The sequence below is a fragment of the Lysinibacillus sp. FSL W8-0992 genome (assembly GCF_038008685.1).
Taxonomy (GTDB): domain Bacteria; phylum Bacillota; class Bacilli; order Bacillales_A; family Planococcaceae; genus Lysinibacillus.
Map to the genome: position 1 here is coordinate 3,466,465 of NZ_JBBOZQ010000001.1, position 16,023 is coordinate 3,482,487.

At 34.2% G+C, this 16,023-nt stretch carries 20 protein-coding genes and 1 pseudogene; 9 read left to right on the forward strand and 12 right to left on the reverse strand.

The genetic code is table 11. The features are described 5' to 3' along the window. Positions 1–37: 37 nt before the first annotated feature. The 6 genes from NSQ74_RS17450 to NSQ74_RS17475 all read right to left on the reverse strand — a co-directional run bounded on the left by NSQ74_RS17450 (position 38) and on the right by NSQ74_RS17475 (position 4,120). On the reverse strand, positions 38–772 hold the full coding sequence (locus NSQ74_RS17450) for a 5-oxoprolinase subunit PxpA (RefSeq protein ID WP_340825003.1): 735 nt from the start codon (positions 770–772) through the stop codon (positions 38–40). Positions 773–774: 2 nt separating this feature from the next. Beyond that, the gene (locus NSQ74_RS17455; RefSeq protein WP_340825005.1) at positions 775–1,632 is read right to left on the reverse strand and encodes a 5-oxoprolinase subunit C family protein; all 858 of its coding nucleotides are present in this window, start codon (positions 1,630–1,632) and stop codon (positions 775–777) included. 3 nt (positions 1,633–1,635) lie between these two features. Continuing rightward, positions 1,636–2,334 carry a 5-oxoprolinase subunit PxpB gene (pxpB, locus tag NSQ74_RS17460; RefSeq protein WP_340825007.1) on the reverse strand — a complete coding sequence of 233 codons (699 nt, stop codon included), beginning with the start codon at positions 2,332–2,334 and terminating at the stop codon, positions 1,636–1,638. Beyond that, positions 2,315–2,932, reverse strand: coding sequence for a pyroglutamyl-peptidase I (locus NSQ74_RS17465; protein WP_340825008.1), 618 nt, complete (start codon positions 2,930–2,932; stop codon positions 2,315–2,317). Before NSQ74_RS17465 ends, pxpB begins: the two co-directional genes overlap by 20 nt. 308 nt (positions 2,933–3,240) lie before the next feature. Next, complete coding sequence (locus NSQ74_RS17470) at positions 3,241–3,771, reverse strand: hypothetical protein (RefSeq protein ID WP_340825010.1); 531 nt, start codon at positions 3,769–3,771, stop codon at positions 3,241–3,243. Positions 3,772–3,790: 19 nt separating this feature from the next. After that, positions 3,791–4,120 (reverse strand): hypothetical protein, encoded by a 330-nt coding sequence (locus tag NSQ74_RS17475; RefSeq protein ID WP_340825012.1) that lies wholly within the window; start codon positions 4,118–4,120, stop codon positions 3,791–3,793. A 398-nt stretch (positions 4,121–4,518) separates the two neighbouring features. On the opposite strand from NSQ74_RS17475, the gene NSQ74_RS17480 reads away from it, so the two are divergent. From NSQ74_RS17480 to NSQ74_RS17495, 4 genes are all read left to right on the forward strand, one after another. After that, positions 4,519–4,986, forward strand: a complete 468-nt coding sequence (locus tag NSQ74_RS17480; protein ID WP_340825013.1) for a chemotaxis protein CheX — start codon at positions 4,519–4,521, stop codon at positions 4,984–4,986. Between the two features lie 243 nt (positions 4,987–5,229). Continuing rightward, positions 5,230–5,352, forward strand: coding sequence for a hypothetical protein (locus NSQ74_RS17485; RefSeq protein WP_340825014.1), 123 nt, complete (start codon positions 5,230–5,232; stop codon positions 5,350–5,352). Positions 5,353–5,422: 70 nt separating this feature from the next. Next, complete coding sequence (locus NSQ74_RS17490) at positions 5,423–5,914, forward strand: cytochrome B5 (RefSeq protein ID WP_172770986.1); 492 nt, start codon at positions 5,423–5,425, stop codon at positions 5,912–5,914. Continuing rightward, positions 5,901–7,556 carry a b(o/a)3-type cytochrome-c oxidase subunit 1 gene (locus NSQ74_RS17495; protein WP_340825015.1) on the forward strand — a complete coding sequence of 552 codons (1,656 nt, stop codon included), beginning with the start codon at positions 5,901–5,903 and terminating at the stop codon, positions 7,554–7,556. The genes NSQ74_RS17490 and NSQ74_RS17495 overlap by 14 nt, the downstream gene beginning before the upstream one ends. A gap of 140 nt (positions 7,557–7,696) precedes the next feature. Here NSQ74_RS17495 and NSQ74_RS17500 read toward each other — a convergent pair whose 3' ends face one another. Further along, a complete protein-coding gene (locus NSQ74_RS17500; protein WP_340825016.1) occupies positions 7,697–8,410 on the reverse strand; it encodes a UDP-N-acetylmuramyl pentapeptide phosphotransferase in 714 nt (237 codons plus the stop codon). A 528-nt stretch (positions 8,411–8,938) separates the two neighbouring features. On the opposite strand from NSQ74_RS17500, the gene NSQ74_RS17505 reads away from it, so the two are divergent. Next, on the forward strand, positions 8,939–9,427 hold the full coding sequence (locus NSQ74_RS17505; protein ID WP_340825018.1) for a magnesium transporter: 489 nt from the start codon (positions 8,939–8,941) through the stop codon (positions 9,425–9,427). Positions 9,428–9,906: 479 nt separating this feature from the next. Here the strand turns inward: NSQ74_RS17505 and NSQ74_RS17510 are convergent, their stop codons facing one another. The 3 genes from NSQ74_RS17510 to NSQ74_RS17520 all read right to left on the reverse strand — a co-directional run bounded on the left by NSQ74_RS17510 (position 9,907) and on the right by NSQ74_RS17520 (position 11,179). Next, entirely contained in the window at positions 9,907–10,065 is a 159-nt protein-coding gene (locus tag NSQ74_RS17510) for a hypothetical protein (protein WP_167395904.1), read from the reverse strand. A gap of 223 nt (positions 10,066–10,288) precedes the next feature. After that, positions 10,289–10,669 (reverse strand): iron chaperone, encoded by a 381-nt coding sequence (locus NSQ74_RS17515; RefSeq protein WP_340825021.1) that lies wholly within the window; start codon positions 10,667–10,669, stop codon positions 10,289–10,291. A 276-nt stretch (positions 10,670–10,945) separates the two neighbouring features. Then, on the reverse strand, positions 10,946–11,179 hold the full coding sequence (locus NSQ74_RS17520; RefSeq protein ID WP_340825022.1) for a hypothetical protein: 234 nt from the start codon (positions 11,177–11,179) through the stop codon (positions 10,946–10,948). Between the two features lie 188 nt (positions 11,180–11,367). Here NSQ74_RS17520 and NSQ74_RS17525 point away from each other — a divergent pair, with 188 nt between their 5' ends. From NSQ74_RS17525 to NSQ74_RS23450, 3 genes are all read left to right on the forward strand, one after another. Next, on the forward strand, positions 11,368–12,330 hold the full coding sequence (locus NSQ74_RS17525; RefSeq protein ID WP_340825023.1) for a S8 family peptidase: 963 nt from the start codon (positions 11,368–11,370) through the stop codon (positions 12,328–12,330). Continuing rightward, positions 12,330–13,160: an endonuclease I family protein gene (locus NSQ74_RS17530; protein ID WP_340825024.1), complete on the forward strand. Its 831-nt coding sequence runs from the start codon at positions 12,330–12,332 to the stop codon at positions 13,158–13,160. Before NSQ74_RS17525 ends, NSQ74_RS17530 begins: the two co-directional genes overlap by 1 nt. Before the next feature lie 148 nt (positions 13,161–13,308). Next, a complete protein-coding gene (locus NSQ74_RS23450) occupies positions 13,309–13,404 on the forward strand; it encodes a putative holin-like toxin (protein WP_219818977.1) in 96 nt (31 codons plus the stop codon). 312 nt (positions 13,405–13,716) lie between these two features. Here the strand turns inward: NSQ74_RS23450 and NSQ74_RS17535 are convergent. Both NSQ74_RS17535 and NSQ74_RS17540 read right to left on the reverse strand, forming a co-directional pair. Then, positions 13,717–14,535: pseudogene (locus tag NSQ74_RS17535) on the reverse strand (carboxypeptidase M32); the annotation flags it as partial. Positions 14,536–14,639: 104 nt separating this feature from the next. Then, positions 14,640–14,789: a hypothetical protein gene (locus NSQ74_RS17540; protein WP_340825025.1), complete on the reverse strand. Its 150-nt coding sequence runs from the start codon at positions 14,787–14,789 to the stop codon at positions 14,640–14,642. A gap of 465 nt (positions 14,790–15,254) precedes the next feature. Between NSQ74_RS17540 and NSQ74_RS17545 the strand changes: the two genes are divergently transcribed. After that, complete coding sequence (locus NSQ74_RS17545; protein ID WP_340825026.1) at positions 15,255–15,608, forward strand: helix-turn-helix domain-containing protein; 354 nt, start codon at positions 15,255–15,257, stop codon at positions 15,606–15,608. The last annotated feature ends 415 nt before the right edge of the window (positions 15,609–16,023 follow it).

A 16,023-nucleotide genomic window follows, 5' to 3' on the forward strand; every position in this document is an offset into this window, starting at 1 on the left:
TAATGCCTATTTTAGAGCATCCATACTACCTATTCACTTAACCGAATTGTTTTCTTAATTCATAAATTTTTTTTGCATAGGCTAATGCATGTGGGCCATCTCCATGTATACATAATGTTTGCGCAGAAATCTTGATTTTCTTTTGTTGCACGGACATTACTTCATTCGAAGTCAAAATACTTTTGACATGAACGAACATTTCTTCCTCAGTTTGAATTAACGCATTGGCTTCTTCTCGACTTACTAACGTACCGTCTTCATTGTAATTACGATCTGAAAAAACTTCCTCGTATACTGGTAAACCCTTCTTCTTTGCAATTTTCACCATTTCACTACCAGCTAAACAATATAAAACATAAGTTGGATTTAGATCATATACTGCATTGACAATAGCTGTTGCTTTTTCTATATTATTAGCACTTTGATTATAGAGCGCTCCATGTGGCTTCACATGATGAAGTGTTCCTTTTTCCACTGAAACAAATGCTTGCAAAGCTCCTACTTGATAAACGATCATATTATATATTTCATCTGCACTAAAATCCATATTCCGTCGGCCAAATCCTTGAAGATCAGGATATCCCGGATGAGCTCCAATAAGAACGTTTTTACGGATGGCATTTCGTACAGTTTTATGCATCATTGTATGATTCCCTGCATGATAGCCGCAGGCAATATTGATTGATGTCACATAGTCTAAAATTTCTTCATCTTTGCCTAGTGTAAAAGCATCCACACTTTCACCCATATCGCAATTAATATCAATTGGCATATCTATTCCTCCATTAATGCAAATCTTATTGTGTTAAACATGCGCATTTGAGCAACTTTATGTAAATCATCTTCGTGTATTGTTGCAATGATTGGATAGCCGCCAACCGTTTGGGCATCTGCCATTAAAACAATAGGCTCACCACTTTGTGGTACTTGAATTGTCCCATATTGGGTTGCTTCTGAAAGAATGTCTTTTATGTTTTTTAGACGTAGGACGTTACCTTTGAAATAATAGCCCATACGATTTCCACCAGTAAACTGATATGAGTTATTCAAAAATTGTTGTTTACTCTCTTCTGTAAATAAATCAAAATGAGGACCTTTAAAAATTCTTACTGTAATAGCTGTATTAACTATAGGACGAAAAGGTGCATATAACCCTCTTGTAAATCGTAACGTCTCTCCGTTCTGTCCATATAAGATACTTCCTACATTAATCGCATTACCGACGATTGGTAAGCATGACTTACTGCCAAGTATTGGATCTGTTTGAAATCCACCTTTAGGCGTTAGATATACAATAGAGCCATGGGTAACGCTTTTTATGGATAAAATATCTCCCTTTACTAATTGAAAGGTTTTCCACATTTCGATGGGGCTACCATTTACTAAACAATCACAAGTTGCGCCAGTCAATACATACGTTCCCTCATTTAAAGCTTGAAATTCAAAACCACCTATAAACATTTCAAATGACGTCTGGTCTTTCTCATTATTTAATATATTATGGGCAACTCGAAATGATATTTTATCCATAGGCCCAGATAGAGGAATACCAAACGCACGGTAGCCGTATCTCCCTTGATCTTGCAGGCTCCCATAAACACCTTGTTTTTTAACCATAAGAAGTGGCTTCAATTGCTACACTCCTTTACTTTTTATTTCTAAAAACTCAGGTTTGGTAATTTCATAAAATTGTACTTGATCCCCAAGAGAAAAGATAAAAATGTCTTTCCCATTAATATCAAATAAATTGAATGGCGTCTTACCAATAATATTCCACCCACCTGGTGAATCGAGAGGATAAATCCCTGTTTGTAACCCTCCAATTCCTACAGAACTTGCAGACACGAAATTCCGTGGCTTTTTTAATCGAGGTACAAATAATTTGCTATCTAACTCACCTAAGTATGGAAACCCAGGTAAAAAGCCGATTAAATACACACTATATGATTTAGACATGTGCATTTTTTTTATGTCCTCAAATGATAAACCTGTATAATCCATCACACGGTACATATCCAAAGCGAATTCCTCATCGTAACAAACTGGAATTCGTAGCTGACGATTTGTTCCTTCATCGACTTGAGAGGTAATTTGCATGAAAAGCCATTGTTCTTGTAAAAAAACTAAATCAATTTTGTCTTTAACATATGCTGTAACAGTATGATAGCTAGCTACACTTTCAATAAGATTTGAATGTAGTACTTTTTTAAGAAAGCTATTAAACTTTTGCACAATAAGAAAATTTTCTTGTGATATTACTTCATTAAAGGCAAAACGGATCGTGTGTCGACTAATCCACATTGTATGAGGAAACTCAATTATTTGTTGTTGCATGAATTGTTTCCTCGATACAAAGCTTAATGCAAGTTATTAAATCTTGAATGTTCCAACCCGGTATTTTCCCATGCTGTATAGCTAATTCGAAAGATGCAGGAAGATGAATAAATCCAGCACGAATTCCTTCATGTTGCGTTGCATAAACTAGCCCTTCATACATGATGTTATTGCATAAATAGGTCCCCGCGGTATTTGAAATTTCTGCAGGATATCCTTCTTTACATAATCGATCAACCATACTTCGAATAGGTAAATTTGTAATATAGGCATCCTCACCACCATCATATATGCTTTCATCTACAGGTGTATAGCCGTTGTTATCTGGCTCTCCATCTTTAACGTTAATCGCAATTCGCTCTGGTGTTATTTTGAAACGACCTCCAGCTAATCCTAATGAAATAATAATTTCAGGCTTTATTTCCGCAATATATTGTTTCAACTGCTGTGCGGATTGCTGAAAATCTACGGATAGTGTACGTCCCACAATTTCATAGCCGTCCATCAAACTTCCGTTTAAATATTCAACAATTTGCATAGTGGGATTAATTTTATAATCTAAAAATGGTACAAATCCAGTTAATAATATTTTTGTCATTTTCTTCACCTAAATTTCTATAGAATTTTGTTTTATTACTTAGTGGATACTGTTGATTAAATAGCTTCTAGTTGAAGAGGAATTTTCCTTTCAATTCTAACAAACAAAGGCAACAATTACTCTTATTGCCAAGAAATAATTTTTTTCCGAATTTTCTTCTTATCTATTAAACCATCGATGGCTCATTTTATTCATATCCAAATTGAAGCCGCAAATTGTAAAATTCTATAAATAAAAGAGTATGACACAAGTCATACTCTCAGATTTTAGACAAAAGAATTCTATAGATTAAAGTAATAAATGATAGTTCACCAATTTTTGTTTATCCAAGCTTCTTTAGGAACTTGTTGCTTATAAGAAGTCACTACTACATCTCCAGCTTTATCAAGTACTAAAGTAGTTTGAGTTGGTGAATGATAAAGAATTTTCGCTCCCGTATTTTTATCTACATATTTTGTTCCATACGCCATTGCGGATGCAAAATGCCTCTCAGTAATACCTCTTTGAGCAGCTCTTTCAGCTGCATGCTTAGATACTTTCTTTACAGCCTGTTTTCCTACCCATTTGGCAACTAATCTTATTACGACCCCAATAACAATAGGTACAAAAGGAAGAGCCCTTGCTTGAATTTGAGATTCTACCGAATCATTGTCAGAACCTTCATTATCATCCGAATCATCCAGAAATATCGCCCAATCAAAACCTTCAACACCCTCATGGTAATCAACTATGTAATCATCTTCATCAAAAACTTCTTCATCATTAGCATAACTTACAGTTGTCCCAATAGTAGCAAATAAAAGAGTAAAAACCATAAAATGAACAATTACTTTTTTCATTTAGATTATTCATTTCTATTTAATTACTATCCAAATACATAGTAGAAGGTTGAAATACAATATTTATATTTTTCAACTCATTTATCACTTTTTCTGTTAATTTAAGCCCTACTTCATTATGTTGTTTTTCTAAATTTTCACCTCCAACAATTAAGCTATCAGAATCACATTTTACCCAAACACCATAATCATTTATCCATGATCTTAGCTGTATCTTTAAAGAAGGATAAATTTCCATTTTATCCATATCCAAGTTAAAGCCACAAACCTTACACCATAACGGATCAGAACCAAAATCTGCTTCCACTTTTATTTGCACAAGTTCTTTACAATTACATAATGAATCCATAAATAACTCCACTCCTGAAATTTTTACGCTAATTAAAGAGTATGACGCAGGTCATACTCTTTAGGTATATATTCATTTATAGTAAAAAATGTTGAAAACAAGAGCACTAACGAAAGTGCTATTATTTTAAATGGGCAGTCGCCTGTTTCATGACGTATTTCCCCACTCCAATATAAATAGCAACTGTTGCTCCGATAAATACGAATGTCATTGCTAACCGCTCCTTTTCTTATAAATAGTATGCTAAAGCAACGAATGCCGTAGCGTGAATTAACTGATTTTGAAAATCATTCTCATTAATATAATATAAATTTCGCCCTATTTCGTCAAGACATACTTTCATCTTACCCTTTTAACATGGTAAGATGTAGAAAAGTCGGAAAAAGGATGCGGTAATGATGAGTAATTCGAAGTACTTTCAAACTATTTTAAACGGGACAATCCATGCATTAAAAACGATTCTCCCTATGGATATTCAAGTGAAATCACCAAGTATTATTTCGGAGCCCTTTCAACAACAGCAAATGGGTGTACTAATAGGCCTTATTGGAGATGTAAAGGGACGTGTAATCATAGATTCCTCCCCTGACATATTTAGTGGTATCGGCAGCTCTATGTTCGGCATGCCACTTGAAGGCGAAATGCTAGAGTCTTTTACTGGCGAATTCGGAAACATGATTGCAGGTAATCTATGTACAGCAGTAGGACAAGAAAGCCTAGATATAGATATTACACCGCCAACAGTAATGGTAGGAAACACAAAATTATACGGTTTTGAAAAAGCATTTGTACTACCCGTTACTATTCCAGACGTTGGTGCATTAACAGTATTACTAACGATTGAGGAAGAAGTAATAAGAGCATAATCTGGATTTTTTCAAACTATACATTCTATGCAATTATAGCTAGTATTTATGAATACGAAATCGTTATCTGCATTAAAAGGAGTTGGCTCATATTTGAGTCAGCTCCTTTCGTATTTCAACTATATTTCACATTTCTTTCACACAATCCACTCTGTTGTGTGATTTTTTTCACATCAAAAAGATTTGATTTACCATATCATGACTTTAAGAAAGCCACTATGAAAGCGTAGGAGGGAGTAAAAAATGGCCAACAAAAAAAAGTCAGAAGATAATCTAAAAGGCTCACTTTATGGAGTGTTTGGAATCGGCATTATCATTATTTTAATTTGGATTTACTGCTTCAATTTATTCATTGAGCGTTTTTAATTTAATTAGTAAAAAGAACTATTTCGTCAACAAGATGTAAGTAATACGACAGAGGAAGGACGACAGAGATATGCATATACATAAATACGAGAAGTACTGGCTTGTATTTGGAGTAGCTACTTTAGTTGCATTTCTTATTATTCTTGGTATTGGTGCGTTTCACCAAGGCTCTCATCCAAACAGTAATAAGAAAACCATCGATTATGAAAAAGTGAAAGAAATTGCACCGTTTACGAATCCAGGTGTACACAAAGTAGAAGGTAAGGATTGGGATTACGAAGTTGTCATTTTAGCATCTGCTTTCTTTTACAATCCACCCGAAATTGAAGTACCACTTGGTTCAAAGGTAAAATTTATCGCGACAAGTGAAGACGTTATACATGGATTTGAAATCGCAGGTACAAATATTAACATGATGCTTGAACCTGGTTATATATCTGAATATGTAGCTGAAATCAATCAAGCTGGGGAATTTTTAATAGTATGTAATGAATACTGCGGTACAGGACATACGCTTATGCATTCTATGCTAAAGGTGGTGGATCCAAATGAGTCTAAATAATAATTTGACAAAGGTGGATCGTCGTGATGCGAAACTAGCACTTGCCCATATTTATGTGGCATTTATCGCATTATTATTAGGTGGTCTAGCTGGTTTATTACAAGTTTTTGTACGTTCAGGACAATTCACATTACCAGCAGGTATTGGTTACTATCAAGTATTAACTGTTCACGGCGTATTACTCGGTCTTATTTTAACAACGTTCTTTATATTCGGTTTCCAAATTGCTGGGGTTAGCCGAACATCTGGTACACTTTCAGATAAACAACGATTACTCGGTTGGATCGGTTTTTGGTTAATGACTATCGGTACAGCAGCAGCAGCAGTCATGGTGCTATTAAATAAAGCAACTGTTCTCTATACTTTTTACGCACCACTGCAAGCACATTGGATTTTCTATCTCGGCTTAACGCTCGTAGTAGTCGGCTCTTGGATTGGTGCAGCCGGACAAATTTTACGTTACGTTCAGTGGCGTAAAGAACATAAAGGCCAAACTTCTCCACTATTATCTTTTATGGTAGTAGTCAATAATTTACTATGGTTCGTGGCCTCTTTAGGTGTAGCAGTTTCTGTTTTATTCCAACTGTTACCTTGGTCTCTTGGTCTCATTGAACGTGTTGATGTGTTACTTTCTCGAACATTATTCTGGTATTTCGGTCACGCACTCGTTTATTTCTGGTTATTGCCTGCCTATATGGTATGGTATGTTGTTATTCCAAAAGTCATTGGCGGGAAAGTTTTCTCTGACTCATTAGCTCGCTTATCATTTATGCTGTTTTTAATCTTCTCTGTACCGGTTGGTTTACATCACCAATTAACAGAGCCAGGTATTGATACAACATGGAAATTCATTCAAGTTGTTTTAACAATGGCAGTTGTTGTCCCTTCCTTAATGACAGCATTCTCCCTATTCGCAACGTTTGAATTACGTGGTCGCGAACTTGGTGGTAAAGGTATTTTTGGTTGGTTTAAAAAATTACCGTGGAAAGATGCACGCTTCGTAGTTCCGTTCATCGGTATGCTATCATTCATCCCTGGTGGTGCAGGCGGTATTGTTAATGCATCTTATCAAATGAACCAACTCATCCATAATACAATTTGGGTTACTGGACACTTCCATTTGACATTTGCTAGTGCAGTAGTGTTAACATACTTCGGTGCAGCGTTCTGGTTAATACCTCATTTAACTGGTCGTACACTAACGAAGTCGTTAAATTCACTTGGTATTGTTTCGGGTGTTTTATGGGGCGTCGGCATGACCATTATGTCCGGTGCAATGCATATTGCAGGATTAATCGGTGCTCCTCGTCGCTCTGACTACTCAGAGTATGGCGGTGCTCAACAAGCATATGATTGGATTCCATATCAAATTGCTCAAGCTGTTGGCGGTACTATTTTATTCATTGCGATTTTAGTCATTACGTACATCGTAATAAAACTAGTTTGGTTTGCGCCAAAAGGTGAAGAAGAATTCCCTATTGGTCCAATCCATGAAAGCAGTGGTCCAACACCACCAATCCTTGAAAACTTTAAAGTATGGCTTGTAATTTTAGTAGCATTAATCATTTTTGCTTATACAATTCCAATCTTTGATATTATCTCTAACTCACCAGCTGGCTCAAAAGGCTTTAAGCTTTGGTAAATGGTTATTTTCAAAGCAACAAGCGATTTCTCATTGTAGAGAAATCGCTTGTTTTTTGGAACGTTTTTTTAGATTTATTTTGTATACTTTATAAATATTTGTTTCACTAAAGCACGTTAGTTGAATAAGAAGTTTCGTTTCTAAATAAAGCGATATTTACGTGAAAATTGAGTGATCACCAAAATACTCGTTAACCCAACAATGAAATACCATATTGTATTAAAAGGAACTATATACATTAATAAACCAAATAAAATAGCTGTTAAAAAGCTAACTGTAATAGATTGTACATTCGTAATTTTATCTTGAATTAAATAATATAAAGTGAATGGTAGTGCTAAAGTAAATAACGGAATATAAATTGTTACAATAGATGTTTCAATGAGGGATATTGAAAGCACAGCTATTATGAAGCCTATTGACGTAGTAAGCATTCTCCCCACAAATACTTTACCTGTAAAATAGCCGTATAGCAGAATAAACATAAGCGTTAAACTGGAACAAATCCCCGTTATTAAAACAAATGGATGACCTATGAAGAAAGCTGCTATTGAGAAAAAAACTAAAGAAACGAATGGCAACAGCAATATTGAAGGATTTTGCACTTTTTCTATATTCATTACATTTGTAAAACATACAAGAAGTAATAAAGTAAATGGAACCGCCAAATATCCTAATTCAAAGTGTTTACCTAGACTAATATAACTAACCTCGAGGTTTCCGACCATTATGATTACAAGTGATGCACTGATTTGACCAAGCAACCCCAACGTGCTTGATGATTTAAAAGCATGTGTAAGCTTATTCATAATTACAATTAAAACAACACCAATAAATAAAGCGAAATATAACAAATTTCCCCCTCCTACAATATTTTTTTCAGATTTTAATCCCCTAATTCCAAATTATACATTATTTTCAAAAAATAGAGCTAATACTAAGGTGATTTGAATTTCATTAAAAATATCAAAAGGATCTATCCACCTACATATATAAAAGAATTCTACCATTACTAAAATTGGAAAAAAGCTCTTATTTAAATTAAGAACGAATTTTATGGGATAAAGTTACATATTAAAGTCCACAAACCGTCTTTTGTAACATACCTTAAAAAATGTTATGCAATAAAATGGCCTGATTGAGGAATAAGAATGAAACAAATGTGTACGGCTTTGGTATAAATAGTGAAACAGAAAATAACCATTTTAGTACATTTATTTCGTGAATATGCCCATTAGCGTTGTAAGCGGGTTTGTTACACAAAGGTGGTATCAGTTTACAATGTTAAGTAAAAAGATGTTACCAAACGACGAGTTGGGAATGTTATACTTAATTAAAAAGTAAATTAATGTTATAAAATATAAAGTTTTGGAGGTATTTAAATGAGCTCTTGTTCATTTATAGCAACAAATTTTGAAATGCCTGAAATAGAATCCAAAGCAAAGTATATTACGGTCAAAGAAGCTATTGAATTAGAAATAAAACCGCATGAATTGGTACCTTGGGAGAAGATGGATCCGAATACCCAAGTATTATTTGTTGAAAATAAAGAGGATTTAAATGAGTTAGTCATTAATAAAGACTGTTACTATAATGTAAGTGAATATACTGGATATCCATTTATATATGAAGTAAATTTTAGCTATTCAGAATTAAGAGTAAAGCAATTATTGGATTACTTAAAAGACAATATTAGAGAAGGACAGATAATTGAACTATGGCGAGTATGGATCGGTCATGATGATAATGAACTAAATATACCGTATAGTAGGTTTAATCATAACGAATTATCTCTCAATCATCTGTTACAAATGTACAATTGGAACAATGAAAACTATAAAGAACAATATTGTATAGTATTAGAAAAATAAAATTGTTGTTGTGGAAGCAACGTTTCCCGATTGTAGCTTTTCTACTTGTTGGGCATGTTCTTTAAATTGCATAAAATCTTAGAAAGAGCTACGCAATCCTTTATTTTAAGGGCAAGCAAAGCTCTTTTAAAATTTCTTAATACTTTAATTTGCCTTTTAAGCAGATTAACAGGTCAAGCATCTAAGCGTCATTTGCTTTGCCAGTTACCTTAAAGAGTGTTATTTCTTAGAAATCAAATGACTTCACGCCGCGCTTTCAAAAAACAAAAGTATATAATAAACTGCTCATTGACACTTGGCTACATGACATTGTGCTCACCCTCTTGAACTCATCCTCCACAATCTGTTCCTTTAATAAAAATGAGCACTGATTCTTTTCACAACGCCCAATGGTTGAAAATCAGATTAACTTGTATTTAGGACGTTATTAAGTTTATTTATGTATTCGTTATAAATCCTTGCTGCACTAATATGACGTGTTACTGTCTCTTTTCAACAAATAACAAAATTAGTGTTGCCAATGGACCTAATACAAGTGAAAGTAAGAACCAATTTAACCCCGTTCTATTTTTCCCTTGTGCAAGGGCAGCATTTATCAATGCCAATGTACCCCAACCTACAAAATATTGGTTATCCATCCTCTGTCCCCCCTTTTACATTTAACTATACTACAATGTTAGATGAAAAAAGCACCCAAAGAATCGTCTAGTTACGTTTACAAAAGCATGTTATTCAATAATCTAACCCTCTAATGAAAACGAGCGCTGATCCATATTATAGAATCGCGCCGATTGTTGAAAAATCCTGTTATTATGATTTTTGTTACAATTCATAAAAAAAGGGAAATTTGCCATCTACAAATTATTTCTTTTTTATTTTCCCTTCCACTTTACTTTGGTTTTCAGCAACCCTAAATTTTACTATTTGACTAATTAATCCATAAGGGATGGGTTTTTCAATTGGGAATTGAACTGCACCTTTAGAGGTTTTATATCCCGATAATTCATCCTGAAAATTATTAATCCCGCTTGAAGTTGGGTAGAAGCCTATATGATTTTTGTATGCAGCAAAATGTACCAGATTTCCGTTTAATACAAAAGTAGGCATTCGGTAACTTATTTTTTCCTCGGCATTTGGTGCTGATTCCTTTATAACCTTTCTTATTGTTTTTAATATTTCTTGAATCTCTTGAGGATATTGTAAAATATATTCATCAATTGATTCAGGAATGTTTTGTTCCATAATATGCCTCCTTGTAAATTTAAGTATTTAAAGAATTTTAAAACACTTTAATATTAAAGTAAATATTCTTTATCTATTTCTCACTCTCCCCAATTTTTTCAAAGTTATTATTGATGAATTAATTTAAATATTTTTGGTCCATTTTGTTTAAATGAAAATTCTCACATTTTCTTTTGCCCTTAACAATATTCTTTAAAATATGTTTCTCAGTTTGTTGAAAACTTTAAATTCCATTTTCCCCCTCAATCGTGTCCTTCTTTCAACAAAATTTCTATCCTAAAAATACAATTTCACCATTTTCTTTTTTGCTCGAATTGTAATTTTACCCACGCATTGTTTTGGGTTTTTATAGCCCTTTTCACCATCGTGAAATAGCGTAGAGAATAGATTTTCTACTTCAGCTAATGTTGTATCTTTAGAAAGTTTATGTAAACGTATTATACCTTTATAAGCATCTTCTGTTCCATGAACTTCAACTTCTCCAATGCAGTTTATTTTAAGTACAAACATCCACAATCTTTAAGATGTTATCATGCAATATTGACTAATAGATACCAATACTATTTTCACTATTAAAAATCTGATATTTTAGATAAAAACACGTCTATTGTAACTGTTAATCAAAATTCAGAATTGTTAGAATATTAGTAATTACCAATAATACACTTAAAACCTAATTTCTTTCAGGAGGGATACAAATGAAGCAAAAGTTACATTTAATTCCGTTTCAAGTGAATGAAGTGGTCGAAGTGGTCGAAGTGGTGCCAGAAGGTATTGAACTTATTGCAGCACCAAAAGTTTGGAAAAATTCTAAAGGGAAGGGGATTACTGTTGCGATATTGGACACAGGCTGCGACGTCACCCATCCTGATTTGAGTGGCCGTATTATCGGTGGGTGGAATTTCACTCATGATGATGATGGACAACCTGATCGATACATCGATTATAATGGCCATGGAACCCATGTAGCTGGCACAATTGCTGCAATCAATAACTACACAGGAGTAGTTGGTGTTGCACCTGAGGCAAGTTTATTGATTTTAAAAGTGCTTGATAAAAATGGATCAGGGCAATACGACTGGATCATAAATGGTATTAACTATGCAGTTGAACAAAGGGTGGATATCATCTCCATGAGCCTCGGAGGATCTGTCGATGTACCTGAGTTACACCAAGCTATTCAAAACGCAATCACTAATCAAATACTAGTCGTTTGTGCTGCTGGTAACGAGGGAGATGGACAGAGTTCTTCAAATGAATTGGCCTATCCTGCCTGCTACAATGAAGTCATCAGCGTCGGTTCCATTAACCTGCAACGCAGATCTTCTTATTTTTCAAATTCGAATAATGAAGTCGACTTAGTGGCCCCTGGTGAAGAAATCCTTTCAACGTATTTAAACGGAACTTATGCAAAACTAAGCGGAACTTCGATGGCAACACCGCATATATCTGGTGCACTTGCACTCATAAAAGAGAATGCCAACAGAAACTTTGAGCGAAATCTGACAGAGGCTGAGCTGTATGCACAATTAATAAAAAGAACGATTCCTTTAGGAAACTCGCCAAAACTCGAAGGCAACGGAATGCTGTACTTAACAACAGAGGAATACTTATCGGATGTATTCAACCAAAAATTATCTGGACAGGCGTTGAAAATATAATGGAAAAACTAGATTTGCTATACTGTGAATGGGAAACGGCCAAGTCAAACTTTTTAAACTATCAGGAAAATCGACCCTATTATGATGAAAAGAAAGATAAGGAAGTCAGAAATCAATACTATCATAGCATTTCATTCACGAATACTACTCTTTTAGACAGCCTTCACACATTGCTCAAAAAAACACATACAGATCAGTTAAACTACAGCCCGCACCGTTATGTGTACCCATGGGTTGATTTACAGGAAAACGGTTCATTAAAAAGTCTTTATTCTGGACAAAGGATGGATCCCCTTTCTGTCATAGAGGAGGACGTTCGGCTCCACGAAATGCAGGCAAAAGGGTTAATAAGCATCTTATCGGATAATCTATTTAACTGTGAACATGTAGTGCCTCAATCATGGTTCGATAAAAAAGAACCAATGAGAGGAGACTTGCATCATTTATTCGCCTGCAATCCTACCTGCAATAGTAGTCGCAGCAACTACCCTTATTATGATTTCCATGATTATGTCCCTGAAGGATTAATTTTAGGAATCAAAGATGGCTGCGGCAAAGCTGAAGAAAGTAAATTCGAACCAGAATACGGCAAAGGAATCGTTGCTAGAGCAACACTCTATTTCCTAATTCGCTATCCAAACATAATAAAAAAAGAACTAGAGAATATCTTCTTATTGTTAAAATGGCATCAATCTTTTCCAGTATCTATCTATGAAAAACATCGTAACCTAGCTATCCATGAACTTCAAGGCAATCGGAATCCATTTATTGATTTTCCAGGGATTGCAGAATGTATCGTAACAAATGAAAAAACACTAATTCCCTTATAATCGTACAAAAGAATTAGTGTTCGCTTTTTTAATATTAAACGCCAATAAAGGTATAATTTCTACATGTAGTAGATCGAGATATTAAGGGTGATTGGTCATCTTTTATTCCAAAAATTCGTTTCAAACGAAAATAAAGGAGATGGTTCCAATGACAGTTTATGAGTCTATAACGCTCATGTTTAGTTTCGCTACACTTATTGTAACGATTCTTGCGTTGTCATTTACTTTTTCAAAAAAAAAGTAAATCACCCTCTATATCTTAAAGGATAGGGTGAATTACTAGCATGCCAATCGCCTTTAATGTAATCATCCAAATCCGAACAATCTCATTACCTTTAATAGAAACTATCACTGGTCTATATTGGTATTTTTTACATATTTTTAAATCTCCAAGGATAATACTTTAAATCTTGACTTGTAATTAATAGCGTTAATTATATTCGCTTAAATAATTCCATTTTTTTTATTATCTCTAACTCACCAGCAGTCTCAAAAAATGCTATAAGCTTTGGTAAAGCAACAAGCGATTTCTCATTGTAGAGAAATCGCTTGTTTTTTATAGCTGATAGAGCTTTGTATATTTTTCTTGTAAGTAGTTTGCAAGATACTTGGCATTTAAGCCTTCCCCTGTCGCCTCTTGTAATAGCTCGAACGGCTTTTTCAGCGCACCGTATTGATGTACTTTGTCTGTTAGCCACTCACGTATTGGCAGGAGCTCGCCATTTGCAAGTAAATCATCGAAGTTTGGAAGATCTTTGTCCATTGCATGCTTCCATTGCGCTGCATAAATCATCCCTAATGCGTAAGATGGGAAGTAACCAAACATGCCCCCTGCCCAGTGCACGTCTTGTAAAACGCCCTTCGCATCGTTGTCTGGTCGGATGCCTAAATATTCTTCGTACTTTGCATTCCACACTTCTGGAAGTTCTTTGGCTTGCAAGTCCCCATTGAACAAATCACGTTCAATTTCGTAACGAATCATAATATGCAGTGGATACGTTAGCTCATCCGCTTCAATTCGAATAAGTGATGGTTCTACCATATTAATGGCACGTAGAAAATCAGCTAATGGGATATCTCCAAACTGTTCTGGCGAATGCTTTTGCAAGCGTTCATAGTTGTGCTCCCAGAACTTTTCATTTCGTCCGACAAGATTTTCATAGAATAGTGATTGCGATTCATGGATGCCCGTCGATGTTCCCATTGCTAACGGTGTACCTGCAAGTTTGGCATCAATATTTTGCTCATACATGGCATGCCCACATTCATGAATTGTGCCAAAGATGGCCGAACGGAAATCATGCTCATCATATTTCGTTGTAATACGCGCATCCCCATGATTAATGCCAATCATAAATGGATGGACACTTTCATCTGAATACTTTATATACACCTAAAATATGTTATTCACAAAATGTGTTATAACCATAATATAACACCGAATACAGTAGCACACCAGTGTTAGGAATAGGTTTTATATTAATCTTCTTTCATTAAATTTATAAACGCTTGCGCCATTAATTTCATGTTAGGTTCATTCATTCTTATTAAAATTACATTTGTAACTTCAACACTTACAAATTCCTCAAAATTTATTCTTCTTTTCTTATTGATTTTACGTTCCTCCATATCAACATTCCCCCTCTTGCTTTTCATAAGTCACGAACAATTAATTGCAATCATGATTCTTGCTAAAATGTCTCCCAATGTTGCTTACTCTGAAATAGTCAAGTCAATTGTAGGGAAAATATGTATCTGCAACAATCGCTTTCTTCAAAATGATTGCCAATAAATCTTATCCACATAAGACAGGAATTTGCTATAAATTTCTGATCCTCGATTACTCATAGTTTCAAATATTTGTCCATCATATTCTTGAGCAAGAATTGGATTAATTAACTTACTAGATTACCCATCTATCTATGTCCTTCATTTCCATATAAAAGATACCAAGTTACATAGTACCTAAACACAGTATAAATTACCGAAATGGTAATGTAAATATTTTTTTACCTTTTTGGTAACAAAAGTACTTAATAATGGAGTAAATGCTAACATTTAATTAATAAATTACTTTAATAAGTGGTGATTAATTTGGGTTCTTTAGGTAATCGAATTAAATATTTGCGTGAAAAAAAATACATTTCTCAAAAAGATTTTGCTAAGCAAATTGGTGTTTCGAGTACTGTATTATCTAGGTATGAATCTGATGATAGAAAACCTGATTACGACACATTACAGTCTATTGCTGATTATTTAAATGTTAGCACCGATTACCTACTTGGCAGGACAGACATCTTGGAATCCACATATAATAAAGGTCACATTACTGCTATTATTCATGATCCAGAACTTCAATTATGGTATAAAGAACTTCCCCAATATACAGAAGATGACCTTCGCAAACTAAAAACGATATGGGAAATAATCAGGGATAAGCACAATTAGATAAACCAACAATTTTTAATAATAAATTTGCCGATTTATGTATTAGTACCCATAGATAAGTTTACCTTATATCTTCATAAGTTACATTGTTAAATCATAAATATGCAATTAATTTTGTCATATGAACTAACAGTATAAATCCTAGATAACACTCAACACAAAATCCCACTGAAAAGTTGACTTATAGGCTTTTCAGTGGGATTATCTTTTTCATAAAAGTGTTAAAAATTTTAACACGGCTTATTTTAAACTATTTTTTCAACAAAAGCACACGTGAAAATAATAAGAGCAGAGAGGCTTATTCAACAAGGTACTACACCCGATTATTGTTTTTCTATTTCTTAAAAAAACAAAACCTGAACTTTTTACTTTTGTTCCTGTAATTACCGTATTCTGGAGAAGTTTTAGATTTTTA